Below are 24952 nucleotides of genomic sequence, written 5' to 3' on the forward strand. Positions count from 1 at the left end.
AAATAGCGTGTATAGTATTTGCAAACAAGCTCCCACGCAGTATTAGCAATAGTAACAACACGTTACATGGCCGTTTTATGTTTATCCAAGCAAATTAACAAAGTGAAGAAGTGATGACTGTATTAGATAGATTCTCAACGATGTACGCCGATATATGCCAAATCACCCTAGATGACTTAGCAGATATTTATGCTTCCAACGTGGCATTTGTTGACCCTATCACTACCCACCATGGCCTTAATAGCGTACAAAAGTATTTTGCAAATTTACTTGGGCAAGCCGAACGCTGTCAGTTTGACATATCAATGATAGCGCCAGTGAATAGCAACAGCATCACCCATATCGTTAACTGGACAATGAACCTCAAACTTAAGCAAAGCGACAAGTTAATTGTCGTAGACGGGAATACCCAGTTGACGGTAAAGGATGACAAGATTGTCTATCACAAAGATTACTACGATTTAGGCGAAATGGTATATGAACACATTCCTCTGTTAGGCTTCTTTGTGAAGAAAATTAAAAAGAGGTTAGCGAAGTGAAGACATTACTCATTACAGGCGCCACCTCAGGAATTGGCAAAGCATTAGCACTTCATGCGGCAGAAAAAGGCTATCAGGTTATTGCATGTGGTAGAAATCAAGAAGTGTTAGATGAACTGGCGTCGAAGCCAAACATTAAGCCGCTTCAATTTGATGTAACTTCTCTAAAAGAGGCTAAACAAGCGCTGCACAACGTAAAGTGCGACATTGCTATTTTAAATGCAGGCACCTGTGAATATGTAGATATTGATGAATTCGAGTCGGATATGTTTAGGCGGGTTTTCGAACCGAACTTTTTTGGCGTAGTTCACTGTGTAGAGGCGCTCATTCCTTCATTAAAGAAAGGGAATAAGCTAGTCATCGTAGATAGTATGGCCCGCCTACTTCCCTTTACCCGTTCTCAGGCATACGGGGCAAGTAAAGCAGCTCTTCACTATTTTACAAAAAGCTTAGAGGTTGACTTACACGACCGCGGTATAAATGTTCAAGCGGTATCACCAGGGTTTGTTGAAACACCCCTTACTGACAAAAATGACTTTGATATGCCAATGAAAATTACGGCAAATGAAGCGGCGGTTTCTATGCTTAAAGGTGTTGAGACGGGTAAGCAAACCGTTTTCTTCCCTCGCATATTTGGCTTTATACTTCGATTTATGCATATCTTACCGGTTGGATTACAAAAGAAATTATCGCTATCGATGCGAGAGAAGCAGTAGAGCACAATAACAATGACAAAAAATGTAGCGATTATTGGGACCGGCATTTCAGGCCTGACGTGTGGGTATTTGTTAAATAAAACAGCTAATATCACTGTTTATGAGTCCAATGATTACATTGGCGGGCACACCGCCACGAAAAAAATCAACGATGAGGGTATTGAACGAAATATCGATACCGGTTTCATTGTATTTAATGATTGGACCTACCCTAGATTTATAAAGCTGATGAAGCAGCTTGATGTCGCATACCAGCCTACCGAGATGAGCTTTTCTGTTACCAGTGAGAAAGCTAACATCGAGTACAATGGCAATACGATAAACAGCCTATTTGCACAGCGTCGGAATATACTACGCCCAAGGTTCTGGCGTATTGTGCGTGACATTCTGAAATTTAATAAAGCCTGCAAAGCCTTTGTCGCCGAGAAGCGAGACACTTCTTCTATGACGCTTCAAGATGTCATTAACGAGCTAAAATTAAGCGATGACTTTGCGCGCTATTATATCTTGCCCATGTGCGCCGCTATTTGGTCTGCAAGTCTTGCCCAAACTAGGCAGTTCCCACTGACTTTCTTTCTCCAGTTTTTTAACAACCACGGTTTATTGAATATAACTGACAGGCCACAGTGGTATACCATTAAAGGTGGCTCTAGCACTTATATTCCCCCGTTAACTGCCAGTTTTAAAGACAAGATAAAGCTATCATGTGGCGTTACTAATGTGAAAAAAGTAGGCCAAAAGTGGCAGGTAACTGACACATCTGGCACTCAAGCTTTATTCGATGACGTTATTTTCGCCTGTCATAGCGACCAAGCACTAGCCATGCTAGATACTCCCAGCGAAGTTCAGCAAGCGGTGTTGGGCGCTATTCGCTTCGCTGAAAATGACGTCGTTATGCACAAAGATACAAACCAACTTCCTAAGCGAAAGCTTGCATGGGCAAGTTGGAATTACCGCTTAAAAGACGATGCTGGCGAGGAAGAAAGACCGGCTTCGGTGACTTACGATATGAATATTCTTCAGCGATTAGACGCAGCTAATACCTACTGCGTCACCCTTAATAACACGGATAAAATTGATACAAGCGCGGTATTGGGTAGTTACCAATATTCGCATCCTCAATTTAGTGACGTTATGGTGAATGCACAACAGCGCCGAAGCCAGATATGTGGTGTGGATAATCTGCATTTTTGTGGCGCCTACTGGTATAACGGTTTTCATGAAGATGGTGTGCATAGCGCATTAGATGTATGTGAGCGATTTGGAGCTCACCTATGATGGATAGCGCTATTTATGAAGGAAAGGTGTATCACGAGCGCTTTTCACCTACCCAACATAAGTTCGACTATCATATTTATTTGTTCTGGATAAAGTTAAGTGAAGTCGATGCATTGCCAGCAGCCTTGAAACACTTCTCTGTTAATTCTAAAGCAAGGGTACGCTTTAAACGAGAAGACTATTTAGGTGATAGCAACAGGCCATTAGACCAAAGCGTACTAGAAAAAATGAACAGTTTAAGTGAGGATACCTTAAGCGGCGATGTGTACATGCTTGGGCAACTTCGAATGTGGGGAATGTATTTCAGCCCTGTTAATTTTTATTATTTAAAGGGTAAAGACAATGCCTTTACCCATGTATTAGCAGAAGTCAGCAATACCCCTTGGAATGAGCGGCATTATTATCTGGTCGATTTAGCCGTGCAAGCAGACACACCAAAAGCATTTCATGTATCACCGTTTAATCCCATGGACATGACTTACAAATGGCGAATAACGCAACCTAGCCAACGCCTATCATTAACGATGGACTGTGTTCGAGGCGAAAAAGAGTTCAATGCTGGAATTAATTTAACACGGCTTTCATTAGATAATGCGAATCTAAGTCGGGTTATGAAACGTATACCTAGTATGACCATTAGAACAATAATTGGCATATATTGGCAGGCGTTAAAGTTACTTATAAAGCGTACACCACTTTATAACCACCCTAAGAAAAGTCAGGAATAATAACAACATGTCTTCCGGTGAATCTGTATTTAGTACCCCGTCAGAAGCGTCTCTTTTAGACAAGGTATGTAGGCGCGCATTTTTAAAGTGTTTAGAGAAACTTCCACATGGTTCACTTACCATTATGGAAAATGGCAGCACGATCTCTTCACTGGGTAACCCCAATGACGATTTGCACGCTACGATTAATTTCAAAGACGTGAAAGCGTATCGCCAATTATTATTGGGCGGCAGTGTAGGTGCAGGTGAAGCCTACATGGATGGTCTGTGGGAAAGCGATAATGTGACGGCAGTGGTGCAAATATTTGCGCGCAATTTATCTACCCTTGACGCATGGGAAAACAAGTTCAAATGGATTTCCATGCCTATTTTAAAAATTCAGCACTTTGCCCGCCGCAATACACAAGACCAAGCCAAGAAAAATATTGAAGCCCATTACGATTTAGGTAATAAACTCTATACTCGCTTTTTAGATAATACGATGATGTATTCATCGGCGATTTATCCTGATGTGAATGCCAGTTTAGAAGAGGCGCAAAATCACAAACTTAAAACAATTTGTGACAAGCTTCAGTTAACCCAAAGTGACCACCTTTTAGAAATTGGCACTGGCTGGGGCGGTTTGGCGGTATATGCTGCCAAGCATTATGGTTGTAACGTGACCACCACAACTATCTCTGAAGAGCAATATGCGTGGGCAGAGCAATGGATTGACCGCGAACTGGTATCTGACAAAGTCACCTTGCTGAAAAAAGACTATCGCCTATTAGAAGGTAAATACGACAAGCTGGTTTCAATAGAAATGATTGAAGCCGTTGGGAAAGATTACTTAGGTAACTTTTTTGAAAAGTGTTCATCGTTATTGAAAGACGATGGGCTGATGTTGCTTCAATCCATTACTATTGACGATAGACGTTACGAGAGTTACGCCAATAGTGTGGACTTCATTCAAAAATACATATTCCCCGGTGGATTCTTACCCTCGCAATATCAATTAAACTCTCATTTAAAGCGCTATAGCGACATGATGATTAGAGATCTGCATGATATCGGGTTAGATTACGCCCAAACCCTAAATCATTGGTACGAGGCCTTTATTAGCGCCAAAGAAGCGTTACTAAACGACGGTTACGATGAACGTTTCATGCGAATGTGGATTTACTATTTAAAATACTGTGAAGGCGGTTTTTTAGAAAGAACCATTAGCACTGTGCAATTGGTAATATCTAAGCCGCATCACAGGGAGGCATTGCAACGCTAGTTGCATACGAAAGACAACTTCAAACCAAAAGGGCGAATCATCTGATTCGCCCTTTTTGATTTTGTGTTCGGTTTAGTAACCTATTCATCAACCACGGATATAGGTTGGGAGGTCATGGGTTTACCTTGATTAATATTAATCTCTACCCGTCTGTTTCTTGCTCTATCGGCAGGCGTTGTCGCCTCTTCCACCATGGGGTCGGTATCAGCCTTGCCGACTACAGACATTCTGCTTTCATCGAACCCCGGCGCTGTTCGCATGGCCTCGGCTACGGCTACGGCACGCTGAGACGATAAATCCCAATTAGAACGATAGAGTTCATTAGCAATGTGTTGTCCGTCACTGTGCCCTGAGATTTCTATTTCCCCTGGAACATCTGCTAACAACACCCCAATTTTGCGTAAGATAGGCTGGAATTGAGGTTGTAAAAATGCAGAACCTGCAGAAAACGAACCGTTCTCTCTAATGCGAATAGTCAGCTGCTGACCCAAAGACTCTAACTCTACTGCGCCATCGAGAATTTGCTTTTGTAGCTGCTGCGCCACTTTTTTCATTAACTCAGCAGTTTGAGTTTGATCTGAACTTTGCGACTCCGAGGACGACTGATCAGTGGCCGTTTGCTGTGACTGCCCCCCGCGTTGCTCACCCCGTTGCTTCTGCCTACCGCCTGATGAGTCTTCATCACCCGCTTGAAACTCCAGCATCTGCTGGGTCATTTCAATTGTTTGTTGCTGAATAGTGTCGATGGGCGACGGATCTGGACGACCAGGCCTAAACTCCATAGCAATAACACTGGTGCCTTTAGGAATGTCCTTAACTTCAATTTTGTTTTGTACACCGAAGGCAAACTTCATAGAGCCCGCGATTTGCTTAAACTTCAGTACATCCATTTCTGAAAACGAAAGTAAGAGCACAAAGAAGCACATCAATAGCGACATAAGATCCGCGAAGGTCCCCATCCATGCAGGAAGCCCCTCGGGAGGACATTTTGGGCACTCTTCTTCAGCCATTATTCATCCTCAGCGCCCGTACCGCGTTTACTTGCCGCCAAATAGTTTTTCAGTATACCTTCAATTACACGCGGGTTTTGCCCATCGGCAATCCCGACAATGCCATCGAGCACTAGCATTTGGTTAAGCTTTTCTTCTTGTGCGCGGTTACCGAGCTTTACCGCCATGGGTAGGCAAATAATGTTGGCAAGAAATGCACCATACAAGGTGGTTAATAGTGCTACCGCCATCGCCGGCCCAATCGATTTAGGATCATCCATGTTAGAAAGCATGGCCACCAGGCCAATCAGAGTTCCAATCATTCCCATCGCTGGTGCGATATCACCCATGCCTTTAAATATGGTGGCACCAAACTCGTGTCGCTCGGTGGTCATAGAGATATCTTTCGCTAAGGTTTCTCTGACCACTTCTATGTCGTGACCATCAACCAGCATGTCTACGCCTTTTTGCATAAACGGGTTTTCTATTTCAGCTTCTTCCAATGCAAGGAAACCGCCTTTACGCGCTGCATCTGCCATCTCAACAATTTTTTCGATAAGATCTTCAGGCGTATCAATTTTGAACATGAATGCTTTGCCTGCAATTTTACCTGCACCAAAGAACTGCCCTAAAGTGTATTGGGATAAAATAACGAAAAGGGTGCCACCAAATACGATCAAGATAGACGGTACGTTGATGAACATGGCAATACTGCCACCCATAACCATGGCCATTACTACAAAGCCGATGGCGCCCAACATACCTATGACGGTTGCTAAATCCACTCACTCTTCCTCATTTTTTGCAGACGCTGCATAACTATTACTCGTATTCTATCGGCATTGTATAGAATTTCTATAACAAGATTATCGCAAATTGCCTTAATTATTGTAGACATAATGACGTTAGTCGAACTTTAAGCAGCAGTTTTGATGGCAGCGCCTAGGTCACAATGCTTTATCATAGATAGTAGCAATAGGGCATATGTTGACAAACCATTTGACCCATTGGCTACCCTCAGTTAATGTGCGCGTAATCCCAAGAAACGCCTAAAATTGAGTGCTATTGTGACGAAAAAGACAGATTCTCCCTCGTTTGAGGAAACCCTTACCGAATTAGATGCCATAGTCAATGAGATGGAAAACGGTGAGTTGCCATTAAACGTTGCACTTGAAAAATTCGAGCGAGGCATTGCCCTTTCTCGCGAAGGCCAGAAATCGTTAGAGCAAGCAGAACAAAAAGTTAAAATTTTGCTTAATGAGCAAGGTGAAAGCGCATTACACCCTCTTCCTGAAGACGAGCAACCTTAAGCCTCGTGTCGCAACAAACAGGTACAATATGAATTTCACTGCATTGCATCAGCAAGTTAAGCAGCAGACCGATACGTCGTTAAATACGCTTATTGATGACCTTCCCGACGACGCACCGCGGCTTAAAGAAGCAATGCGTCATGCGTTGTTGGTGGGCGGTAAACGCATGCGACCTTTACTGGTTCAAGTTATCGGCAACACCCTGGATGTGCCTAAAGGCGATCAAATGGCTATCAGTATGGCAATTGAGTGTGTGCATGCTTACTCGCTTGTACACGATGACTTGCCAGCCATGGACGACGACGATCTGCGTCGCGGCCAACCAACTTGTCATATTGCATTCGATGAAGCCACCGCAATATTAGCCGGTGATGCTTTGCAAGCCCTCGCTTTTAGTACATTGGCAGACGCGCCGCTGAGTGAATTCGCAACCAATAAACGTGGCGAGTTACTTTCTGTATTAGCGCGCGCCGCAGGCTATCGCGGCATGTGTGGCGGGCAAGCTATCGATTTAGCCAGCACGGGCGAAGAAATAAGCCTTGAGCAGCTCAAGCGTCTACACAATTTGAAAACCGGCGCGCTACTTCGTGCATGTATTGAAATGGTATCTATTGTTTCTCAAGACCTTGATAGTGGCAGTAAAGCAGACTTATTAGCCTACGCTGACGATATTGGCCTTGCATTTCAAGTCCAAGATGACATTCTGGACGTAGAAGGTAATAGTGAGCAATTAGGAAAGCCAGCAGGCTCTGACATTGCTTTGGGTAAAAATACCTTTCCTGCCAAGCTTGGCATCGAAGGCGCAAAACGAGAACTTGATAAGCTGCATCAGAATGCCCTTCAAGCCTTGGCTCGTTTACCCTACAATACAGACAGTTTAATTGCGTTTAGCGAACTATTGGTAAAACGAGACCATTAGTTCTGCAACCATGTTGAAAAAGATAATAAATAATGAGTTTAGACCTCCAACATTACCCCACGCTTGCTATTGCGCAAACGCCGGATAAGTTAAGACAGTTACCGCAAGATAAATTGCGTGAGTTGTCAGATGAATTACGAGAATATTTACTAAATAGTGTAAGCCAAACCAGTGGGCACTTTGCATCGGGCTTAGGCACGGTAGAGCTTACCGTTGCTTTGCATTATATTTATAATACCCCTGTAGACAGATTAATCTGGGACGTGGGCCATCAGGCCTACCCCCATAAAATTCTGACTGGCCGAGCCACTCAAATGTCGACTATTCGACAAAAAGACGGGTTACATCCCTTCCCTTGGCCTCCTGAAAGCGACTACGACACTTTTGCGGTGGGTCACTCTTCGACTTCAATTAGTGCTGCGCTCGGGATGGCTGTTGCCGCCGAGCAAGAGGGCAAAAATCGTAAAGTGGTTGCCGTTATTGGCGATGGCGCGATTACCGCAGGCATGGCATTTGAAGCGATGAATCACGCAGGCGATATCAATAAAGATATGGTTGTGGTGTTAAACGACAACGAAATGTCTATCTCTGAAAACGTAGGAGCCCTTAATAGCCACCTTGCACGCTTACTTACAGGTAATGTATTTAACTCTATTCGTGACGGTTCTAAGAAGTTATTAAGCAACGTACCTCCCATTAAAGAGTTTGCTAGTCGCGCAGAAGAACACCTTAAAGGCATGGTAGTGCCCGGCACTATCTTTGAAGAGCTTGGCTTTAATTACATTGGCCCTATTGATGGCCATGATGTCGATGCCGTTGTAGATACTTTGCGTAATATGCGCAAATTCAAAGGCCCACAACTGCTTCACGTGGTCACTAAGAAAGGTAAAGGCTACGCCCTTGCTGAAAAGGACCCGATTAAATTCCACGCAGTGCCTAAATTCAACCCTGCCGATAACGCGTTACCAAAAGCGAAACCTTCAGCGCCTACTTTTTCTGCTATTTTTGGCAATTGGTTGTGCGATATGGCAGCGCAAGACCCTAAATTGATGGCGATTACACCCGCCATGCGTGAAGGCTCTGGTATGGTCGCGTTTTCGCAGCAATACCCCAGACAATACTTTGATGTAGCCATTGCAGAACAACATGCGGTTACCTTCGCTGCGGGTTTAGCTCGCGATGGTTGTAACCCGGTGGTTGCCATCTACTCAACCTTTTTACAGCGTGCGTACGATCAGCTTATTCACGATGTCGCATTGCAAGACTTGCCTGTTTTATTTGCCGTGGACCGTGCTGGAATTGTAGGTGCTGATGGCCCTACTCACCAAGGTGCGTTTGATATTGCCTTTTTACGCTGCATACCGAATATGATTGTCATGGCTCCGTCTGATGAAAATGAATGTAGACAAATGCTATACACGGGTCACAAAGCGCAAAAACCTGCTGCGGTACGCTACCCTCGTGGTTCTGGAATGGGTATTACCCCTGACACCGCAATGACCGAGTTACCTATTGGTAAATCGAAGGTTAGCCGTGCCATTAGCGGTAAACCATCGAAAAAAGCAGCAATATTGAATTTTGGCACACTCTTACCTAATGCATTAGCCGCTGCCGAAGCGGTGGATGCTACGGTTATTGATATGCGGTTTGTAAAGCCCCTGGACGGCCAGGCTATTGAAAAAGCGGCTAGTGAACACGATATACTTATTACCTTAGAAGATGGGTGCATAGCTGGTGGTGCGGGCTCTGGTGTACTTGAGTACTTGCAACAACAAGGTATTATGAAACCGGTTCGTACATTAGGGCTTCCTGATAGCTTTATTTTACAAGGTACGCAGCAAGAAATGTACAAAGAACATGGGCTGGATGCCGAAGGTATTAGCGCTACTCTTAAAAGCTTACAAAGCTAGCTAATTGCTTTCTTTCTAACTAGCCTTTATATAAAAAGCCCGCATTAGCGGGCTTTTTAGTATTTATGATTCTTTGACGTATGAACAAGCTAGCTTACATCAGCCCGATACTAAAACAAGGTGGTAAATGCCGGCCATACTAGCATCATGATATGTAAGCAAGCACACGCCATTGCGCCTGCCACTATATCATCAAGCATAATGCCTGTACCGCCGTGTAAGCGCTTATCGATAGGCCCTATTGGCCAAGGCTTTAAAATATCGAATATACGAAACAGAACAAACCCTGCTAACAGAGACGGCGCCGTGATGGGTACAAATAAAAAGGTAATAAACATACCCGCCACTTCATCCCACACAATAGAACCATGATCGTGCACCTGCATATCATCAGCAGTTTTTCCGCACAGATAAATACCAATAATTGAGGCAAAAACGGTGAAAGCGATAAACGCTATCACTGGCATATTCGCAGACAACATTAACAGTGGAAGCGCAGCTGCCGAACCAAATGTGCCGGGCATAAACGGAACAAGTCCGCTACCAAACCCAAGCGCTAAAAAGTGCACTGGATTCTTCATGCTAATTCTAGCGCGATATTCTTTTTGCATATAATGCTCTGTTAGCTTCTAGAAACTATGCTCGTAACCATTTTCATTGGTTGGTGTGAACGGCTGATTATCTTTTAACAAAAAAAGCTGACCGACTTGACCAGTCAACTGACCAATACAAGTGGCTTTCACGCTACTACTGCCCATTGAGGTTTCAAAGTTGCCTCGCTGTTCTTCGCCTACGGTAAAGATAAGTTCATAGTCGTCGCCTGCTGACAGTGCATATTCGATAGCTTGGGCATTATCAACTGCACTGGTTAACGCTCTCGATAAAGGGAGCTTATCAACGTGCACATTTGCACCACAGCCTGATGCTTTCAGTATATGGCCTAAATCAGAAATTAAGCCATCAGACACATCAATACATGATGAAGCAATACGACGAAGAGCCGTTCCCATTGCTACCCGAGGCGTAGGGTAATAATGGCGATTAATAAGCACATCTCGCGCTTCCCCGGCCACAGTGAGCTTATTCTGCAGAATATCTAAGCCAGCACCAGCATCACCTAACGTCCCTGTAACGTAGACCCAGTCGCCGGGTTTTGCATTACTGCGGGTTAGTTCGGAGCCGGGTGGAATAAACCCCTGCGCCGTAATGGTCATGGCCATTGGGCCTTTAACGGTATCGCCACCAATCAACTGCACAGAATAGTACTGCGTAAGCTCATACAAACCATCTACGAACTCGCTGAGCCACTCATCTTTCACGCTTGGCAATGACAACGATAAGCTGATCCACGCGGGTTCAGCGCCCATGGCGGCTAAATCGCTTAAATTGACGGCTACGGTTTTATACGCCACTGATTTTGCTGGCGCATCTTCTAGGAAGTGCACGCCGGCTACCAAGGTATCAGTAGTAACGGCAAGTTGTTGGTTACTAGGAACGTTAGTTACGGCGCAATCATCACCAATACCAATAACAACGTCTTTACGAGTGTGGCCACCATCAGAGAAGTAGCGGCCGATAAGATCAAATTCTTTCACGATAGTCTATTAAACCCTTGTGACATCCAATGCCACTGTACAAGGTTAATCGCGTTCGTCTTTACGCAACGAGCGAACCGCTTTATCAAGCGCACCATTGATGAATTTATGACTTTCTTCGGCCCCGAAAGACTTCGCAAGTTCAATCGCTTCATTAATAATTACGCGATAAGGCACATCTTTACGCTCTGTAAGTTCCAGTGTCGCAATGCGTAAAATAGCCTTTTCGATTGCATCTAGTTCTTCAGGCAAACGGCCCAAATACGGCTTGATAGTCGTATCTAAGTGGCTAGCGCTGTGCGCCACACCGCGAAGCAGTGCCTGAAAATAAGCCATATCAACTTTCTTCATATCGTTACTGGTCGCAAGCGCCAGTTCAATTTGCTGAATATCGTTATGACTCATTTGCCATGAATAGATGCCTTGAAGGGCAAGTTCACGGGCTTTACGACGAGCTGAAACTTTCACTTAATTTTTTACCTTAAAGCTTTTCAACAGCATCGATAACGTTAACCATTTCAAGCGCACCAAGGGCTGCTTCCGCGCCTTTGTTGCCTGCTTTGGTTCCGGAACGTTCGATAGCCTGTTCAATAGAATCTGTAGTGATAACGCCAAAAGATACCGGTACACCGTATTCTAGCGATACTTGCGCTAGGCCTTTGTTACATTCGCCTGCAACAAAGTCAAAATGAGGTGTGCCGCCACGAATTACCGCACCTAGTGCAATAATGGCGTCAAAAGATTTTTTCTCAGCAAGTTTCTTAGCAACAATAGGCAACTCATAAGCACCTGGAACACGAACCACTGTGATATCGTCTTCATTCACTTCGCCGTGACGGTCTAATGTGTCTAGTGCGCCTTCCAATAAGCTCTCAACAACAAAGCTATTAAAGCGTGCAACAACAATAGCAATCTTCTTACCGGTCGCTCTGATATTACCTTCAACTACTTGCATGATTTCATTCCTCGAGAAAAACGGCGCGAAGTATACCACAACTACGCCCAAACTAAATCGATTGTTTCTTTTACTCTGCTACTTAGTTCATTAGTCGCAGCCAAGTGATAAGGAGGGGGAGTGCCTGCCGTAAACCCTCCACCGCATGGATGCGGTGGCGGAGCGTACATGGATGTATTCACCGCGTGTTTGCGGCAGGCACTCCCCCTCCTTTATAAACTGCTCAGTCGTGAACGTACTCAACTACTTCTAGGCCATAGCCTGATAAGGCATGGTACTTAATAGGCTTGCTTAGTAAGCGCATTTTCTGAACGCCAATAGAGGCTAAAATTTGGCTACCTACACCAATAGTACGTGACGAGCCCTGCCAATCAGCACCAGTTGGACGCTCGCCTCTATCTTCTGCAGCAAAGCGGCGAACCTGTTGTTCAATTTGCTCATCTTTACCAAGCAATACCAGAACACCGCCTTCATCAGCAATTTTTTGCATACCTTCAGATAAGGTAAGCGAACGATGAATACCACGGGTAGAACCCAGCAAATCACTGAAGGTATTGTGAAGATGCACGCGAACTAATGTTGGATTCTCAGCGCTAACTTCCCCTTTCTTCAAAGCAAAGTGTAGCTGATTATCAATACTGTCTTTGAAAGTATGAAGCTCGAAATCACCATATTCTGTAGGTAGGTTGCACTGAGCGACCTTTTCAATGGTAGTTTCGTTTAAATTTCTGTACTCGATTAAATCGGCAATGGTGCCAATTTTAAGGCCGTGTTTTTCAGCGAATTTCTCAAGCTCTGGTCGACGAGCCATTGAGCCGTCTTCATTTAAGATTTCAACGATAACACCGGCCGGCTCTAACCCTGCTAAGCGTGGCAAATCGACTCCCGCTTCGGTATGCCCTGCGCGGTTTAATACGCCGCCTTCTTTAGCTATTAGCGGGAAAATATGCCCTGGCTGAACAATGTCGGTAGCTTTCGCTTCTTTGGCAACAGCAGCCTTAATAGTTACAGCCCGATCAGCCGCTGAAATACCAGTAGTAACGCCTGTTGCCGCTTCAATCGATACGGTGAAGTTTGTCGAAAACTGCGCTTCGTTTTTATCCACCATTAACGGAAGATTAAGGCGTCTGCAGCGTGCTTCGGTCATCGGCAGGCAAACTAAACCTCTGGCGTGCGTTACCATAAAGTTAATGGCTTCTGGCGTTACATGTTCTGCTGCCATAATAAGATCGCCTTCGTTTTCACGATCTTCATCATCCATCAAGATAACCATTTTACCTTGACGAATGTCTTCAATAATTTCTTTCGAGGTGTTAAATGCCATAGTTTTTATACTTCTTGTAGGGTTACTTTCTCAAAAATCCGTTCTCAGCCAAAAATGCCATATCAATGTCTTTTGATATAGGTGAGGCTGCTTTATCACCCATCATTAAGCGTTCAAGGTAACGTGCTATTACATCTACTTCTAAATTTACGGCGCTGCCAACGTCGTAATGTCCCATCACCGTTTCTTTCAGCGTATGGGGAATTATCCACAGCATAAACTCAGCACCGTTGACTTCATTCACCGTAAGGCTCACCCCATCAACAGTGATGCTGCCCTTATGAGCAATGTACTTGGCTAAAGATGTAGGTGCTTTTACCCAAAATTCAACATAGTCGGTGTGTTTTATAATTTTACTGATCTCGCCCACGCCATCGACGTGACCTGAAACAATGTGTCCGCCCAGTCTGTCAGTGGGTCGCATTGCCTTTTCAAGGTTCACAGTAGAGCCCGTGCCGTAATGGGCAAACCCGGTAAGTTTTATGGTTTCAGCCGATACATCAGCGCAATAATAATCGCTACCCATATCAGTTACGGTAAGGCATACCCCGTTGGTAGCAATACTATCACCAAGCGCTACATCGGCCATATCCAGTGTAGTTGATGAAACCGTTAACCGTATGTCACTACCTCGGTTATCGAGTTTGGTAATCTTGCCTAAAGCTTGAATAATTCCAGTAAACATAATGTTCCTATAAGGCTATTGAGGCGCGTTAAGGGTGTTAAGAAGGTAACGAAGCTTAATATCGTTACCTATTTGTCGACTTTCAATCAGCGACAATTCAATAGCTTGATTCAATTCGGTAAAGGTGGGTAAAGATACCATACTCACCCCTTTGTCTCCCAATAGCTTAGGTGCTTGATAACAGATGAGTTCATCTACTTCACCGGCCATCAGTAATGCGCCAACCAAACCTGGTCCTGCCTCTACCCACACTTCGTTAAACTGCATGTCGCCTAACTGCAGCATCAATTTACTGATATCCACTTTACCGTTCATCGCATCAACGGTTAGGTGTTGGCGATTGTCAGTATCGGCGCTATTTTGGGTAGATACCACGAAGGTTGGATGACCATCGTTCATGCACGTGTAGTCCCTTGAAAGATCATCGGCACTATTCACAATTATCCGCACTGGCTGGCGAATAGCCTCCAATGGGTAATCAGTGAACTTCGCTTCGCCTGATCTGACTAATAGACTAGGATTATCGGCTTTTACCGTTCCCGAGCCTGTTAACACCGCGCAGCTTTGTGCACGGTAATGCTGCACATCTCTTCTAGCTTCTGGCCCAGTTATCCATTGACTGTTACCATTTTGAAGGGCAATTTTTCCATCCACACTTATACCTAATTTCACTCGCACATAAGGTTTGCCAGTTAACATTCGCTTGATAAAACCCGGGTTCAACGCGGCAGATTCTGCCGACATAATATCGGATGAGACCTCAATGCCCGCATCTTGTAACATGCGAATACCATTACCGCTAACATTGGGGTTCGGATCAGTCATGGCAATAACCACCCGCGACACTTGTGCTTTTATAAGTGCTTCAGCACAGGGGGGCGTTCGTCCATAATGGCTACATGGCTCTAAAGTCACATAGGCCGTAGCACCTTTTGCGCTTTTACCTGCTTCACGAAGGGCATGAACTTCGGCATGAGGCGTACCGGCTTGGACATGAAAGCCTTGGCCAATAGATTCATTGTTATTATTAACAATGACACAGCCAACACGGGGGTTAGGAGAAGTAGTATATCGGCCTTTTTGCGCCAGCCGAATGGCTTTGGCCATCCAATAATAGTCAATTTCTACGGCCTTACTCGGCAAGTCACTGGTTGAACTGCTACTGTGATTTTTGCCTACGTCGGTATTTGAGCCGCTATTTATATGAGCATGGGTAGTATTAATTGACACTGCATATCCCGTGGTTAATCCCCTAGTCTGGCTATTTCCTCACCAAACTCTCGGATATCTTCAAAGGAACGATAAACAGAGGCAAACCGCACATAAGCGACCTTATCTAGCTCTTTGAGCGCTTTCATAATAAGGTTGCCTAACAGTTCACTCCCCACTTCTCGTTCGCCGGTTGCCCGAAGCTCTGACTTAAGCGACAAGATACACTGTTCAACTTTTTCTGTACTCACTGGGCGTTTTTCTAGCGCGCGCTGTAAGCCTGCACGAAGCTTATCTTCGTTGAAAGGCTCTCGTGAACCATCACGTTTAATAACACGCGGCATTACGAGTTCTGCACTTTCGAAGGTAGTAAAACGTTCATGACACATTGCGCATTCACGACGCCGGCGCACCTGATGCCCCTCTGCCACTAGGCGAGAGTCAATCACTTTTGTTTCTTGTGCTGAACAAAAGGGGCAAAACATGAGCGATCCTTAACTTACTATTTACTACGCGTTAGCCTGTGTTTGTATAGACTAACGCGCGGTAACTACCTTATATCGGTTGCTTACGCGTAAACAGGGAACTGTTCACAAAGTGCAACCACTTCACTTTTAACACGGTCAATAACGCTGTCATCACCCATATTATCTAACACATCACAAATCCATGTAGCGACTTGTTTGGCTTGTTCTTCTTTAAAGCCACGACGTGTAATTGCTGGGCTACCGATACGCAATCCACTTGTAACAAACGGTGAGCGAGGATCGTTAGGAACCGAGTTCTTGTTGACAGTAATGTTAGCCGCACCAAGGGCAGCATCAGCATCTTTACCCGTAATATCTTTATCAATAAGATCTAACAGGAACAAATGGTTTTCAGTACCATTAGATACAATTTTGTATCCGCGTTCTTGCATTACCGCCACCATCGCTTTTGCGTTCGCAACAACCTGTGTTTGGTATTCTTTAAAGTCTGCCTGAAGTGCTTCTTTAAACGCTACTGCTTTTGCTGCAATAACATGACACAAAGGACCGCCTTGATTGCCTGGGAATACTGAGCTTTGAAGCTTTTTATAAATGGCTTCGTCACCACAGGCAGACAAGATTAGTCCGCTACGTGGGCCCGCTAGGGTCTTATGTGTCGTTGTAGTTACTACATGTGCATGTGGGAGTGGATTAGGATAAACACCCGCAGCAATCAAACCTGCAACGTGCGCCATATCAACTAACAGGAAAGCGCCTACACTGTCGGCGATTTCCCGAAATTTTGCCCAATCAACAACACCCGAATAAGCAGAGAAACCGCCAATAATCATTTTTGGTTTATGTTCTTCTGCTAACGCGGCAACTTGTTCGTAATCGATTTCGCCCGTTTCGTGGTTCAAGCCATACTGAACGGCATTGTAGGTCTTACCCGAAAAGTTTACGTGAGAACCATGCGTTAAATGACCACCTTCAGAAAGGCTCATACCTAATACAGTATCGCCAGCATCAAGCAATGCCATGAATACCGCAGAGTTAGCTTGTGAACCTGAGTGAGGTTGCACGTTAGCGTAGTCTGCACCGAAAAGCTCTTTTGCTCTATCGATAGCCAATTGCTCTACTACGTCTACGTGTTCACAACCGCCGTAATAACGCTTACCTGGGTAACCTTCAGCATACTTATTAGTTAACTGAGAGCCCTGAGCTTCCATAACACGTGGGCTACAGTAGTTTTCAGAGGCGATAAGTTCGATATGCTGTTCCTGACGGACAACTTCTTTCGCCATTGCTTCGGCTAATTCTGGGTCAAAGTCAGCGATATTCATTTCGCGAGGTAACATGAGGGCTCCTTAACGGCATTGATTGATGGCTTGTTCGTGGCATATTCTAGTCATTTTCAAGGGCTTGTATACCGCTTTATGACCAATTTAATTTAAATGGCGCAGGTTTAACGTAACGCCTGCGCTCCATTGAGATCAGACCTGTTTTTCTAGCGCCTTCACGCGGTCAAATAAACTGCCTATTTTTTGCAGCCTTATAGTATTTCGCTTCCATTCTCGATTAGACGTAGCCGGCTGACCTGAAGAATAAACCCCTGGTTCGGTGATATCTTGGACAATCATGGAGTAGCCAGTTACTTGCACTTTGTCGCAAATAGAAATATGGCCGTTTACGCCAACACCACCGCCGATAACAACGTACTTTCCAATGTGGCAACTGCCCGCGATACCGGTTGCACCGCAGATACACGAATGATCGCCAATAATGCAGTTATGACCCACTTGCACTTGGTTGTCGATAATGACGTTGGTGCCTATAACGGTGTCTTCCATAGCTCCGCGATCGATACTGCTACTGGCGCCAATTTGACAGTCATCACCAATGCGAACAGAACCAGTTTGCGGAATAGGAAGCCATACGCCTTTATCGTTCGCGTAGCCAAAGCCCGCTGCACCAATGACCGTTTGGCTATGCACCGTAACCCGCTTACCCATTATCACGTCATGATAAATCGTCACATTAGGATGAATAACACTGCCTTCACCAATGCGCGTACCTTTGCGAATAACCGAATTGGCACCAATAGTGACGCGGTCACCTAGCACCACGTTATCTTCAATAATCACATTGTGGCCTAACGACACATCGCTACCGATATTGGCCGACGATGCAATCACGGCGGTGTCGGCAATCCCACTTGCTACTGCGGGCGTAGTGTCGAAAAGCTGTGCAATGCGCGCGAACGCTACATGAGGATTGTCTACCACTAGCGCTGGGCATGGGGCTTTATCTTTTAAACTGCTGTGAAGAATAACCGCACCAGCAGAGGTATCGCTTAACTGTGATTTATATTTCGGATTAGTAAGAAATGAGATTTGATGGCTGGCAGAGCCTGCTAGCGTTCCTACCGCAGAGATAACGACACTGCCGTCTCCCTCTACAACACCGCCTACATGGCTGGCAAGTTCCGATAGGCTGTAAGGGCGTTTGTTCATTGCAGTCATACAGTGAATACCTATTTTTTCATTGAAGCGTATGCTAGTGAAGTTTACCTCAATTTAGGAAGGTGACCGACGTATTATTCGTACTTTTCGCCTTCTTTTTACTTCAATTGAACAAAATACCATCAAGCAAGAGCCTGTATGGCGGTTCACACTGGCACAGACTATCCTGTTACGAGTACAATGATACTTTATTTTCTGGCAAGGACACAGCATGGCTCAATACGTTTATAGTATGCATCGCGTGGGGAAAATTGTTCCACCGAACCGTCAAATTCTTAAAAATATCTCTCTGAGTTTTTTCCCCGGCGCAAAAATTGGCGTATTGGGTTTAAACGGTTCTGGTAAATCTACCTTACTGCGTATTATGGCTGGGTTAGACACCGAAATTGAAGGTGAAGCACGCCCTCAACCAGGGCTTAAAATAGGCTACCTACCTCAGGAGCCACAACTAGACGAATCGAAAGATGTACGTGGAAACGTGGAAGAAGCGTTAGCCGACGTTAAACACGCGCTAACTCGCTTAGATGAAGTGTACGCTGCGTACGCAGAAGCAGATGCCGACTTCGACGCCCTTGCAAAAGAGCAGGGTGAACTTGAAGCTATTATTCAGTCGAAAGACGGACATAACCTAGAGAATACCTTAAACCGTGCTGCCGAAGCCCTTCGTCTTCCGGCATGGGATGCAGACGTCAGCAAATTATCAGGTGGTGAACGCCGCCGTGTTGCCTTGTGTCGTTTGTTGCTTGAAAAGCCAGAAATGCTGCTGCTTGATGAACCTACCAACCACTTGGATGCTGAATCTGTTGCTTGGTTAGAACGCTTCCTTCACGATTACGAAGGTACGGTTGTGGCTATTACCCATGATAGATACTTCCTAGATAATGTTGCAGGCTGGATATTAGAACTAGACCGCGGTGAAGGAATACCTTGGGAAGGTAACTATTCTTCTTGGTTGGAACAAAAAGATCAGCGCTTAGAGCAAGAAGAACGCACAGAGAATGCGCGTCAAAAAAGCATTAGACAGGAACTCGAATGGGTTCGCTCTAATCCAAAAGGTCGCCATGCAAAAAGCAAAGCGCGTATGGCGCGTTTTGAAGAGATGTCTACTGGCGATTACCAAAAGCGTAACGAGACTAACGAACTCTTTATTCCACCTGGTGAGCGCTTAGGTGATAAGGTTATTGAAGTTGAACACCTTAGTAAATCCTACGGTGAACGTGTACTTATTGATGACTTGTCGTTCAAAGTACCTAAAGGCGCAATCGTAGGAATTGTAGGGCCAAACGGTGCGGGTAAATCGACTTTATTTAGAATGCTTACTGGTGCAGAGCAGGCAGATTCAGGCGACATTAGCCTAGGTGATTCTGTAAAGATTGCCAGCGTTGAGCAATTTCGTGACCACATGAACGAAAACACGACGGTGTTTAAAGAGATTTCTGAAGAACAAGATATTATTCGTATTGGTAACTTTGAAATTAACAGCCGCGCCTACTGCAGCCGCTTCAACTTTAAAGGCAACGATCAGCAGAAGTTCATTAAAGACTTATCGGGTGGTGAACGAAATCGTGTGCATTTAGCCAAGCTATTAAAAGCAGGCGGCAACGTGTTGCTACTCGATGAACCAACCAATGACTTGGACGTTGAAACCCTGCGAGCGCTTGAAAACGCCTTGCTTGAATTCCCAGGTTGCGCCATGGTTATATCGCATGATAGATGGTTCTTAGATAGAGTTGCCACACACATCATGGATTACCGCGACGAAGGTAAAATCAACTTCTTTGAAGGTAACTACTCTGACTACGAAACCTGGCTTAAAGCTGAATTCGGTCAAGATGCGGTTGAACCACACAGACTAAAATACAAGCGCATGACCAAATAGCGTTACAAAACGGGCTTATATGAGCCCGTTTTTTTGTGCCGTAAAGACTTGCTTTACACTCCTACACTTATTGCTAGTTGCCATGTGTACTAACATCACTAATACTGAGTGAATCAAAGATTTTCAAGCTTGAGGAAGTTATGTCAGACAAACGCTTATTTACACGTATTCCATTGGCCGTAAAAGGAACACTCGCCCATCATGATAAGCGCATTGATGTCATTATTATTGATGTCTCTCTTCAAGGCGTAAAATTAAGCGCAAACGAAGATGCACTTAACGAATTGCCCTTCGACAGTCACGATCCTTACACTGCCACTTTCAGAGCAAATGAAGACAGCCCGGTTATCACCCTGCATATTGAGCAACTGTATCGACAGAACGATACCCGCAAAGATTCGGTATCTTTAGGCTGCAAAGTATCTCAAATGGATGTGGACAGCATAAGCGCACTTAGGCGCTTAATACTGCTTAACAGCCAAGATGCTGATTTAAATGAAAAGGAACTAAACGCGCTAATTGAAGCGGTTTACTCTAATGCGTCTAACGCATCGCTAAGCTGAGACACAGGAATAACTTTCATACCATTTACTGCCTGTTTAGGCGCATTTGCCTTTGGCACAATCGCACGTTTGAAACCATGTTTAGCAGCTTCAATAATGCGCTCAGTGCCATTGGGAACAGGCCTGATTTCTCCGGCTAGTCCAACTTCTCCAAATACAATTAAATCTCTGGGCAAAGAGCGATTTCGAAAGCTCGATACCATTGCTAAAAGTAATGCCAAGTCAGCGCTGGTTTCACTCACCTTCACGCCACCAACCACATTCACAAATACGTCTTGGTCATTCATTTGTACATTACCGTGACGATGCAATACCGCTAACAACATCGACAACCGGTTTTGATCAAGCCCCACAGCAATCCGCCTAGGATTAGACATTTGTGAATAATCCACCAAAGCCTGTATTTCTACCAATAGCGGCCGCGTGCCTTCCCAAATCACCATAACGCTCGATCCAGGGGTTTCATTTTCGCCACGGCTTAGAAAAATAGCAGAAGGGTTATTCACCTCTTTAAGCCCTTTTTCTGTCATCGCAAATACGCCTAATTCGTTTACAGCGCCAAAACGGTTTTTGTGGCTACGCAACGTACGATAGCGCCCATCACTCTCGCCTTCTAGCATCATCGAACTGTCAATACAGTGTTCTAGCACTTTCGGACCAGCTAAGTTGCCGTCTTTGGTTACATGGCCTACTAGAAACATTGAGATATGGTGTTGTTTTGCAAAGCGGGTTAAATAGGCCGCACTTTCTCTAACCTGAGATACACTGCCTGGTGCAGATTGCACATCGGCCACATGCATAACCTGAATGGAATCAATAACCATGATTTTAGGTTTTTTGGTTAACGCCAGATCGCAGATAGTTTCTACGCTGGTTTCCGCCAACATCATTAGCTTATCATCGGGCAGGTTCAAGCGCTTAGCACGCATAGCTACTTGCTGAAGCGACTCTTCCCCTGTTACGTATAAAGCCGTTTCAGTTTGTGCCATTTGACACATTACCTGAAGTAATAGTGTACTTTTACCGGCCCCAGGGGAGCCGCCAATTAACATAGCGGCGCCGGGCACGATACCACCGCCCAATACCCTGTCTAGTTCTTTAAACCCTGCGCTAAATCGCGGTAGTGATTCCAAATCAATCGCGTTGAGCATTTCTATTTTAGCGGCAGTTTGCCCAGCGTAACCTGATAAAGTTGGTTTTGAATTGGTTTTGGCGCTACTTACTACAAACTCGCTAATGGTGTTCCATGCTTTACATTCAGAACACTGCCCCTGCCAGCGTGGAAATTCAGCCCCACAATCTGAGCATACATAAGCCGTTTTTCGTTTTGCCATATTCCAGTTTTATCCCAGCGTGAAAAAGAGTATTCTATCTTATTAAGATACCAAGGCACACTAACCCATCTAACAGTTTTGTCAGACTCTCATCCCAGTCGTCATTCGCGTTGCAGTTTGCAAAACACTGTTTATTAATGGGTTTAGCATTCGTGCCGATAATAATAATGTCTATAATAATAGAAAGTAACTAAGTTGTGCATACATGAGCCAAGATTTACAGCAGTACGCTGACATAATTGAGCAATTGAAACCACTGGTAAATGAGCCTGAATTCAATAAGGTTCTTTTACAAATTGGTGGTGATATTCCCAAGGAAAAACGCTTTCTATTAAAAATGGAAGTGAAACGCCTTGCGAAACCCTGTATGCGATCAATAGACTTACGTGGCCAAGTAGATGGTAAGTGCAACAGCTACTTACATGATGGCAGAACCCATTACATGGATGAAATTGCCGTCGATAAATTCGAAGAGCAAATTAGGATATTTGGTGGGTACACTTTCGGTGTTTACGAAGCCGTTCAAAATACTGAAAACAATTACCGCATTATTCGTGAGAAAGCAGAGGAAGCGCGGGATAAAGGCACAACCTCAAATACGTCGCGCAAAAAAGGCTCTGCAATTTTAGAGCAGTTTAAAGTGCCAACGGTAAACCTATTAGATTATCGTCAACGCAGCACAGAACGTATGAACTTTGCTGTTGCGGTAGAGCTATTCAATGAAAGTAATCACTCGATTAAAGGCTTAAGCGTTGATGTGTCGCTAGAAGGGTTGCAAGTCAAACTCACCAAAGAAGCGCTGTTTAAACAAAATGAGCTGTTACAAGTCTACTTCCGTGGGCTTGAAGGTGAGTTTGCCATGGATAAGAAAAATGGCATTGCTTACCGTCTTGTGAAAACAGTTCGCAAAAAAGATGTTATCTACTTAGCTTTACAGCGCGCGACAGAGCGCCCATCTCCCAGTTTCGATAAGTTTTTAGAAAGCTTTATTCACGGAAATAAACGCCGTTATAAAGTGAATATGAACAACACCATCGAAGCAATAACCAGTAAAACGTGTGAACAGTACTTTTCGCCAAGAAGCCCTACTCTGCCTATTTATATCGATGTAATTGAAGAGCGGCTTATCCCTCGTTTCGCTATGGTTAACGAAGTTAACCGTGAAACTGTGAACTACTGGCAAGATGAAGAAGATGAGTGTCGCTTAGGTTTTCTGCTGTCACAAAATAGATTGAACACCTTGCACGCTATGCCTGCGCATCGTCGCGAAATATTCGTGTTCAGCTTTACCCATTTACAAAATGACAAAGTCTTTTTTTACTCGGCCTCTTACGAGCAGCTTGTAGAAAAAGACATGCTAAAACAGGTTTTTTTAGGCTTTGGCTCCAAAAAGGTCAGCTGGCGAGTATTTAAGCTTACCTTAACCGACATGCAACCTGAGCAAGCCCATACCCCCTTGTCTATTCCAGACTCTGTGGGATCGAAAATAAAACGCCAAAATACACCGCCTTCGCCTCGGGTTATGTCGAAGTTGAAAAACCTTAAATACTTGCTTCACGTTACTGACGTTACTTCGATATATGGGCAACAGGCGTACAACGAATTACAGTTCAACCGCGACAGCCTTTCTCATCTTCGCGTTTTTGGTCACCCTAGAAATCAGAAGACCCCGAATGTTGAGTTATTCCGATTTAAGTATGAAGATCAGCGTTTAGAATCTCGCTACCGTTTGCGGTCTCAAATCGAGCTTAGGATACCTCATGACGACAGCGTACACATTGGCGTAAGTGAAGATATCTCGGTTCATGGATTGGGACTTCGTGTTGAATTGAATAAGGAGTACGACGGTGAATTAGAAGGGCAAGTTGAAGTGTCCTTCCCCCGCCTTCAGCAGATTACGCAAAACTTTAACGTAATGAATTTGCAATACTCGGTCATTTACCACAACGCTGAGAAAAATATTCTGCACTTAAAAGCCGCGACGGGTGAAGCTGGAAAAGGGGCTAGAGCGTTTTTTGAAGAACTGATTAAAAAGAACAAACACAGCTTGAAAGAAGACTCTGGCGAGGAAGAATTGCCGGGTATGGGTCAGGCACTTCGCTGTATTAATGCGCGTAATGCGACCTCACTATCCTTCTTAATGAGCAAGGAAGGGGTTAGGTACACACCGCAGGCGGGCATCATCGGAAAACAGGACGAACGGGTTTCAAGCCTAGTCTCCTACTTAACGGAAAAGCGTCAGGTAAATTTAGAGTTCTTATTCAGAGACAGAAAGCTAGATACCCCTTTCATGCAAAGCGGTATTAAGCAGGTGAAGCTGGAAAATATGCCCTTGCGTCAAGAGCTTTTAATCTCTTTTGATGCCAAGCAAAAAGATCCTCGCATGGCTATTATTCCGCGCTATTCTCACCGGTTTGAGAATAATGAGCAGCGTAAGACCTTCATTACTGAAGCGTTAAACCGAGGGCAATTTATTGCTATTCACGTGATGCTTACCACTACAGGAAAACCGGATTTATCGATGTTACAAACAGAGATAAATTACGTTAGCGTGTATGCTATTCACCGTGCTAAGGAGCTTGAAAATAAGCTTTGGAGCTTAGCCGCTTGTTCACACTTAATTGATGTAACCGATGAAGTATTGATTAGATATGAATTCGATGACGACACCATTACCGCTAACCGAGACACTAAAGCGAAAGCAGAAGAGCGCGCTCAGTCCGGTATTCAAGCATTATTACAAGACCAAGCATTTGCGAAATAAAAACA

General features: G+C 44.6%; 24 protein-coding genes. 11 read left to right on the forward strand and 13 right to left on the reverse strand.

Annotated features, from left to right (window positions below):
* The first annotated feature begins 113 nt into the window (after positions 1 to 113).
* The 5 genes from FLAVO9R_RS13225 to FLAVO9R_RS13245 are packed head-to-tail and all read left to right on the forward strand — an operon-like array spanning position 114 to position 4522.
* Positions 114 to 539 carry a nuclear transport factor 2 family protein gene (locus tag FLAVO9R_RS13225; protein ID WP_159534611.1) on the forward strand — a complete coding sequence of 142 codons (426 nt, stop codon included), beginning with the start codon at positions 114 to 116 and terminating at the stop codon, positions 537 to 539.
* Positions 536 to 1255, forward strand: coding sequence for an SDR family NAD(P)-dependent oxidoreductase (locus FLAVO9R_RS13230; RefSeq protein ID WP_159532041.1), 720 nt, complete (start codon positions 536 to 538; stop codon positions 1253 to 1255). The genes FLAVO9R_RS13225 and FLAVO9R_RS13230 overlap by 4 nt, the downstream gene beginning before the upstream one ends.
* A gap of 12 nt (positions 1256 to 1267) precedes the next feature.
* The gene (locus tag FLAVO9R_RS13235) at positions 1268 to 2533 is read left to right on the forward strand and encodes an NAD(P)/FAD-dependent oxidoreductase (RefSeq protein WP_159532043.1); all 1266 of its coding nucleotides are present in this window, start codon (positions 1268 to 1270) and stop codon (positions 2531 to 2533) included.
* Positions 2530 to 3261 (forward strand): DUF1365 domain-containing protein, encoded by a 732-nt coding sequence (locus tag FLAVO9R_RS13240; protein ID WP_159532045.1) that lies wholly within the window; start codon positions 2530 to 2532, stop codon positions 3259 to 3261. The genes FLAVO9R_RS13235 and FLAVO9R_RS13240 overlap by 4 nt, the downstream gene beginning before the upstream one ends.
* Before the next feature lie 7 nt (positions 3262 to 3268).
* Positions 3269 to 4522, forward strand: a complete 1254-nt coding sequence (locus FLAVO9R_RS13245; RefSeq protein WP_159532047.1) for an SAM-dependent methyltransferase — start codon at positions 3269 to 3271, stop codon at positions 4520 to 4522.
* A gap of 80 nt (positions 4523 to 4602) precedes the next feature.
* Here the strand turns inward: FLAVO9R_RS13245 and FLAVO9R_RS13250 are convergent, their stop codons facing one another.
* Positions 4603 to 5532, reverse strand: a complete 930-nt coding sequence (locus tag FLAVO9R_RS13250) for a flagellar motor protein MotB (protein ID WP_159532049.1) — start codon at positions 5530 to 5532, stop codon at positions 4603 to 4605.
* A complete protein-coding gene (pomA, locus tag FLAVO9R_RS13255; protein ID WP_159532051.1) occupies positions 5532 to 6296 on the reverse strand; it encodes a flagellar motor protein PomA in 765 nt (254 codons plus the stop codon). Before pomA ends, FLAVO9R_RS13250 begins: the two co-directional genes overlap by 1 nt.
* Before the next feature lie 282 nt (positions 6297 to 6578).
* Here pomA and xseB point away from each other — a divergent pair, with 282 nt between their 5' ends.
* Genes xseB through dxs form a run of 3 tightly spaced genes read left to right on the forward strand, consistent with a single transcriptional unit; the run spans position 6579 to position 9650 of the window.
* Positions 6579 to 6821 (forward strand): exodeoxyribonuclease VII small subunit, encoded by a 243-nt coding sequence (gene xseB, locus FLAVO9R_RS13260; RefSeq protein ID WP_082605035.1) that lies wholly within the window; start codon positions 6579 to 6581, stop codon positions 6819 to 6821.
* Between the two features lie 28 nt (positions 6822 to 6849).
* Complete coding sequence (locus tag FLAVO9R_RS13265) at positions 6850 to 7740, forward strand: farnesyl diphosphate synthase (RefSeq protein ID WP_159532053.1); 891 nt, start codon at positions 6850 to 6852, stop codon at positions 7738 to 7740.
* A gap of 32 nt (positions 7741 to 7772) precedes the next feature.
* Positions 7773 to 9650 (forward strand): 1-deoxy-D-xylulose-5-phosphate synthase, encoded by a 1878-nt coding sequence (gene dxs, locus FLAVO9R_RS13270; RefSeq protein ID WP_159532055.1) that lies wholly within the window; start codon positions 7773 to 7775, stop codon positions 9648 to 9650.
* A 110-nt stretch (positions 9651 to 9760) separates the two neighbouring features.
* Here dxs and FLAVO9R_RS13275 read toward each other — a convergent pair whose 3' ends face one another.
* The 10 genes from FLAVO9R_RS13275 to lpxD form a co-directional block, all read right to left on the reverse strand.
* Complete coding sequence (locus FLAVO9R_RS13275; protein WP_159532057.1) at positions 9761 to 10261, reverse strand: phosphatidylglycerophosphatase A family protein; 501 nt, start codon at positions 10259 to 10261, stop codon at positions 9761 to 9763.
* Between the two features lie 18 nt (positions 10262 to 10279).
* Positions 10280 to 11245, reverse strand: a complete 966-nt coding sequence (thiL, locus tag FLAVO9R_RS13280; protein WP_159532059.1) for a thiamine-phosphate kinase — start codon at positions 11243 to 11245, stop codon at positions 10280 to 10282.
* 45 nt (positions 11246 to 11290) lie between these two features.
* Positions 11291 to 11713, reverse strand: a complete 423-nt coding sequence (gene nusB / locus FLAVO9R_RS13285) for a transcription antitermination factor NusB (protein WP_013783366.1) — start codon at positions 11711 to 11713, stop codon at positions 11291 to 11293.
* A gap of 13 nt (positions 11714 to 11726) precedes the next feature.
* Positions 11727 to 12200: a 6,7-dimethyl-8-ribityllumazine synthase gene (gene ribH / locus FLAVO9R_RS13290; protein WP_013783365.1), complete on the reverse strand. Its 474-nt coding sequence runs from the start codon at positions 12198 to 12200 to the stop codon at positions 11727 to 11729.
* 223 nt (positions 12201 to 12423) lie between these two features.
* The gene (gene ribBA / locus FLAVO9R_RS13295) at positions 12424 to 13524 is read right to left on the reverse strand and encodes a bifunctional 3,4-dihydroxy-2-butanone-4-phosphate synthase/GTP cyclohydrolase II (protein ID WP_159532061.1); all 1101 of its coding nucleotides are present in this window, start codon (positions 13522 to 13524) and stop codon (positions 12424 to 12426) included.
* A 22-nt stretch (positions 13525 to 13546) separates the two neighbouring features.
* Complete coding sequence (locus tag FLAVO9R_RS13300) at positions 13547 to 14209, reverse strand: riboflavin synthase (RefSeq protein WP_159532063.1); 663 nt, start codon at positions 14207 to 14209, stop codon at positions 13547 to 13549.
* A gap of 15 nt (positions 14210 to 14224) precedes the next feature.
* Entirely contained in the window at positions 14225 to 15316 is a 1092-nt protein-coding gene (gene ribD, locus FLAVO9R_RS13305) for a bifunctional diaminohydroxyphosphoribosylaminopyrimidine deaminase/5-amino-6-(5-phosphoribosylamino)uracil reductase RibD (protein ID WP_159534615.1), read from the reverse strand.
* 137 nt (positions 15317 to 15453) lie between these two features.
* Entirely contained in the window at positions 15454 to 15903 is a 450-nt protein-coding gene (gene nrdR / locus FLAVO9R_RS13310) for a transcriptional regulator NrdR (RefSeq protein WP_013783361.1), read from the reverse strand.
* 83 nt (positions 15904 to 15986) lie between these two features.
* Positions 15987 to 17243 carry a serine hydroxymethyltransferase gene (gene glyA / locus FLAVO9R_RS13315; protein WP_159532065.1) on the reverse strand — a complete coding sequence of 419 codons (1257 nt, stop codon included), beginning with the start codon at positions 17241 to 17243 and terminating at the stop codon, positions 15987 to 15989.
* A gap of 135 nt (positions 17244 to 17378) precedes the next feature.
* The gene (lpxD, locus tag FLAVO9R_RS13320) at positions 17379 to 18407 is read right to left on the reverse strand and encodes a UDP-3-O-(3-hydroxymyristoyl)glucosamine N-acyltransferase (RefSeq protein ID WP_159532067.1); all 1029 of its coding nucleotides are present in this window, start codon (positions 18405 to 18407) and stop codon (positions 17379 to 17381) included.
* A gap of 211 nt (positions 18408 to 18618) precedes the next feature.
* Between lpxD and ettA the strand changes: the two genes are divergently transcribed.
* Both ettA and FLAVO9R_RS13330 read left to right on the forward strand, forming a co-directional pair.
* Positions 18619 to 20286 carry an energy-dependent translational throttle protein EttA gene (gene ettA / locus FLAVO9R_RS13325; RefSeq protein WP_159532069.1) on the forward strand — a complete coding sequence of 556 codons (1668 nt, stop codon included), beginning with the start codon at positions 18619 to 18621 and terminating at the stop codon, positions 20284 to 20286.
* Between the two features lie 140 nt (positions 20287 to 20426).
* Positions 20427 to 20849, forward strand: coding sequence for a PilZ domain-containing protein (locus FLAVO9R_RS13330; RefSeq protein WP_159532071.1), 423 nt, complete (start codon positions 20427 to 20429; stop codon positions 20847 to 20849).
* Here the strand turns inward: FLAVO9R_RS13330 and radA are convergent.
* Entirely contained in the window at positions 20816 to 22183 is a 1368-nt protein-coding gene (gene radA, locus FLAVO9R_RS13335) for a DNA repair protein RadA (RefSeq protein ID WP_159532073.1), read from the reverse strand. The genes FLAVO9R_RS13330 and radA overlap by 34 nt on opposite strands.
* A 205-nt stretch (positions 22184 to 22388) precedes the next feature.
* On the opposite strand from radA, the gene FLAVO9R_RS13340 reads away from it, so the two are divergent.
* Positions 22389 to 24947, forward strand: a complete 2559-nt coding sequence (locus FLAVO9R_RS13340) for a PilZ domain-containing protein (RefSeq protein ID WP_159532075.1) — start codon at positions 22389 to 22391, stop codon at positions 24945 to 24947.
* Positions 24948 to 24952: the final 5 nt, after the last annotated feature.

It is taken from the genome of Alteromonas sp. 38 (assembly GCF_902506055.1).
In the GTDB taxonomy this organism is placed as follows: Bacteria; Pseudomonadota; Gammaproteobacteria; order Enterobacterales; family Alteromonadaceae; genus Alteromonas; species Alteromonas lipotrueae.

Excerpts from the sequence above, each read along its gene's own strand:
- FLAVO9R_RS13225 (WP_159534611.1), top strand. The coding sequence starts at position 114 with ATGACTGTATTAGATAGATTCTCAACGATGTACGCCGATATATGCCAA.
- FLAVO9R_RS13235 (WP_159532043.1), top strand. The coding sequence starts at position 1,268 with ATGACAAAAAATGTAGCGATTATTGGGACCGGCATTTCAGGCCTGACG.
- FLAVO9R_RS13240 (WP_159532045.1), top strand. The coding sequence starts at position 2,530 with ATGATGGATAGCGCTATTTATGAAGGAAAGGTGTATCACGAGCGCTTT.
- FLAVO9R_RS13245 (WP_159532047.1), top strand. The coding sequence starts at position 3,269 with ATGTCTTCCGGTGAATCTGTATTTAGTACCCCGTCAGAAGCGTCTCTT.
- FLAVO9R_RS13250 (WP_159532049.1), bottom strand. The coding sequence starts at position 5,532 with ATGGCTGAAGAAGAGTGCCCAAAATGTCCTCCCGAGGGGCTTCCTGCA.
- FLAVO9R_RS13265 (WP_159532053.1), top strand. The coding sequence starts at position 6,850 with ATGAATTTCACTGCATTGCATCAGCAAGTTAAGCAGCAGACCGATACG.
- dxs (WP_159532055.1), top strand. The coding sequence starts at position 7,773 with ATGAGTTTAGACCTCCAACATTACCCCACGCTTGCTATTGCGCAAACG.
- FLAVO9R_RS13275 (WP_159532057.1), bottom strand. The coding sequence starts at position 10,261 with ATGCAAAAAGAATATCGCGCTAGAATTAGCATGAAGAATCCAGTGCAC.
- ribH (WP_013783365.1), bottom strand. The coding sequence starts at position 12,200 with ATGCAAGTAGTTGAAGGTAATATCAGAGCGACCGGTAAGAAGATTGCT.
- ribBA (WP_159532061.1), bottom strand. The coding sequence starts at position 13,524 with ATGGCATTTAACACCTCGAAAGAAATTATTGAAGACATTCGTCAAGGT.
- FLAVO9R_RS13300 (WP_159532063.1), bottom strand. The coding sequence starts at position 14,209 with ATGTTTACTGGAATTATTCAAGCTTTAGGCAAGATTACCAAACTCGAT.
- ribD (WP_159534615.1), bottom strand. The coding sequence starts at position 15,316 with ATGGCCAAAGCCATTCGGCTGGCGCAAAAAGGCCGATATACTACTTCT.
- nrdR (WP_013783361.1), bottom strand. The coding sequence starts at position 15,903 with ATGTTTTGCCCCTTTTGTTCAGCACAAGAAACAAAAGTGATTGACTCT.
- glyA (WP_159532065.1), bottom strand. The coding sequence starts at position 17,243 with ATGTTACCTCGCGAAATGAATATCGCTGACTTTGACCCAGAATTAGCC.
- lpxD (WP_159532067.1), bottom strand. The coding sequence starts at position 18,407 with ATGACTGCAATGAACAAACGCCCTTACAGCCTATCGGAACTTGCCAGC.
- ettA (WP_159532069.1), top strand. The coding sequence starts at position 18,619 with ATGGCTCAATACGTTTATAGTATGCATCGCGTGGGGAAAATTGTTCCA.
- FLAVO9R_RS13330 (WP_159532071.1), top strand. The coding sequence starts at position 20,427 with ATGTCAGACAAACGCTTATTTACACGTATTCCATTGGCCGTAAAAGGA.
- radA (WP_159532073.1), bottom strand. The coding sequence starts at position 22,183 with ATGGCAAAACGAAAAACGGCTTATGTATGCTCAGATTGTGGGGCTGAA.
- FLAVO9R_RS13340 (WP_159532075.1), top strand. The coding sequence starts at position 22,389 with ATGAGCCAAGATTTACAGCAGTACGCTGACATAATTGAGCAATTGAAA.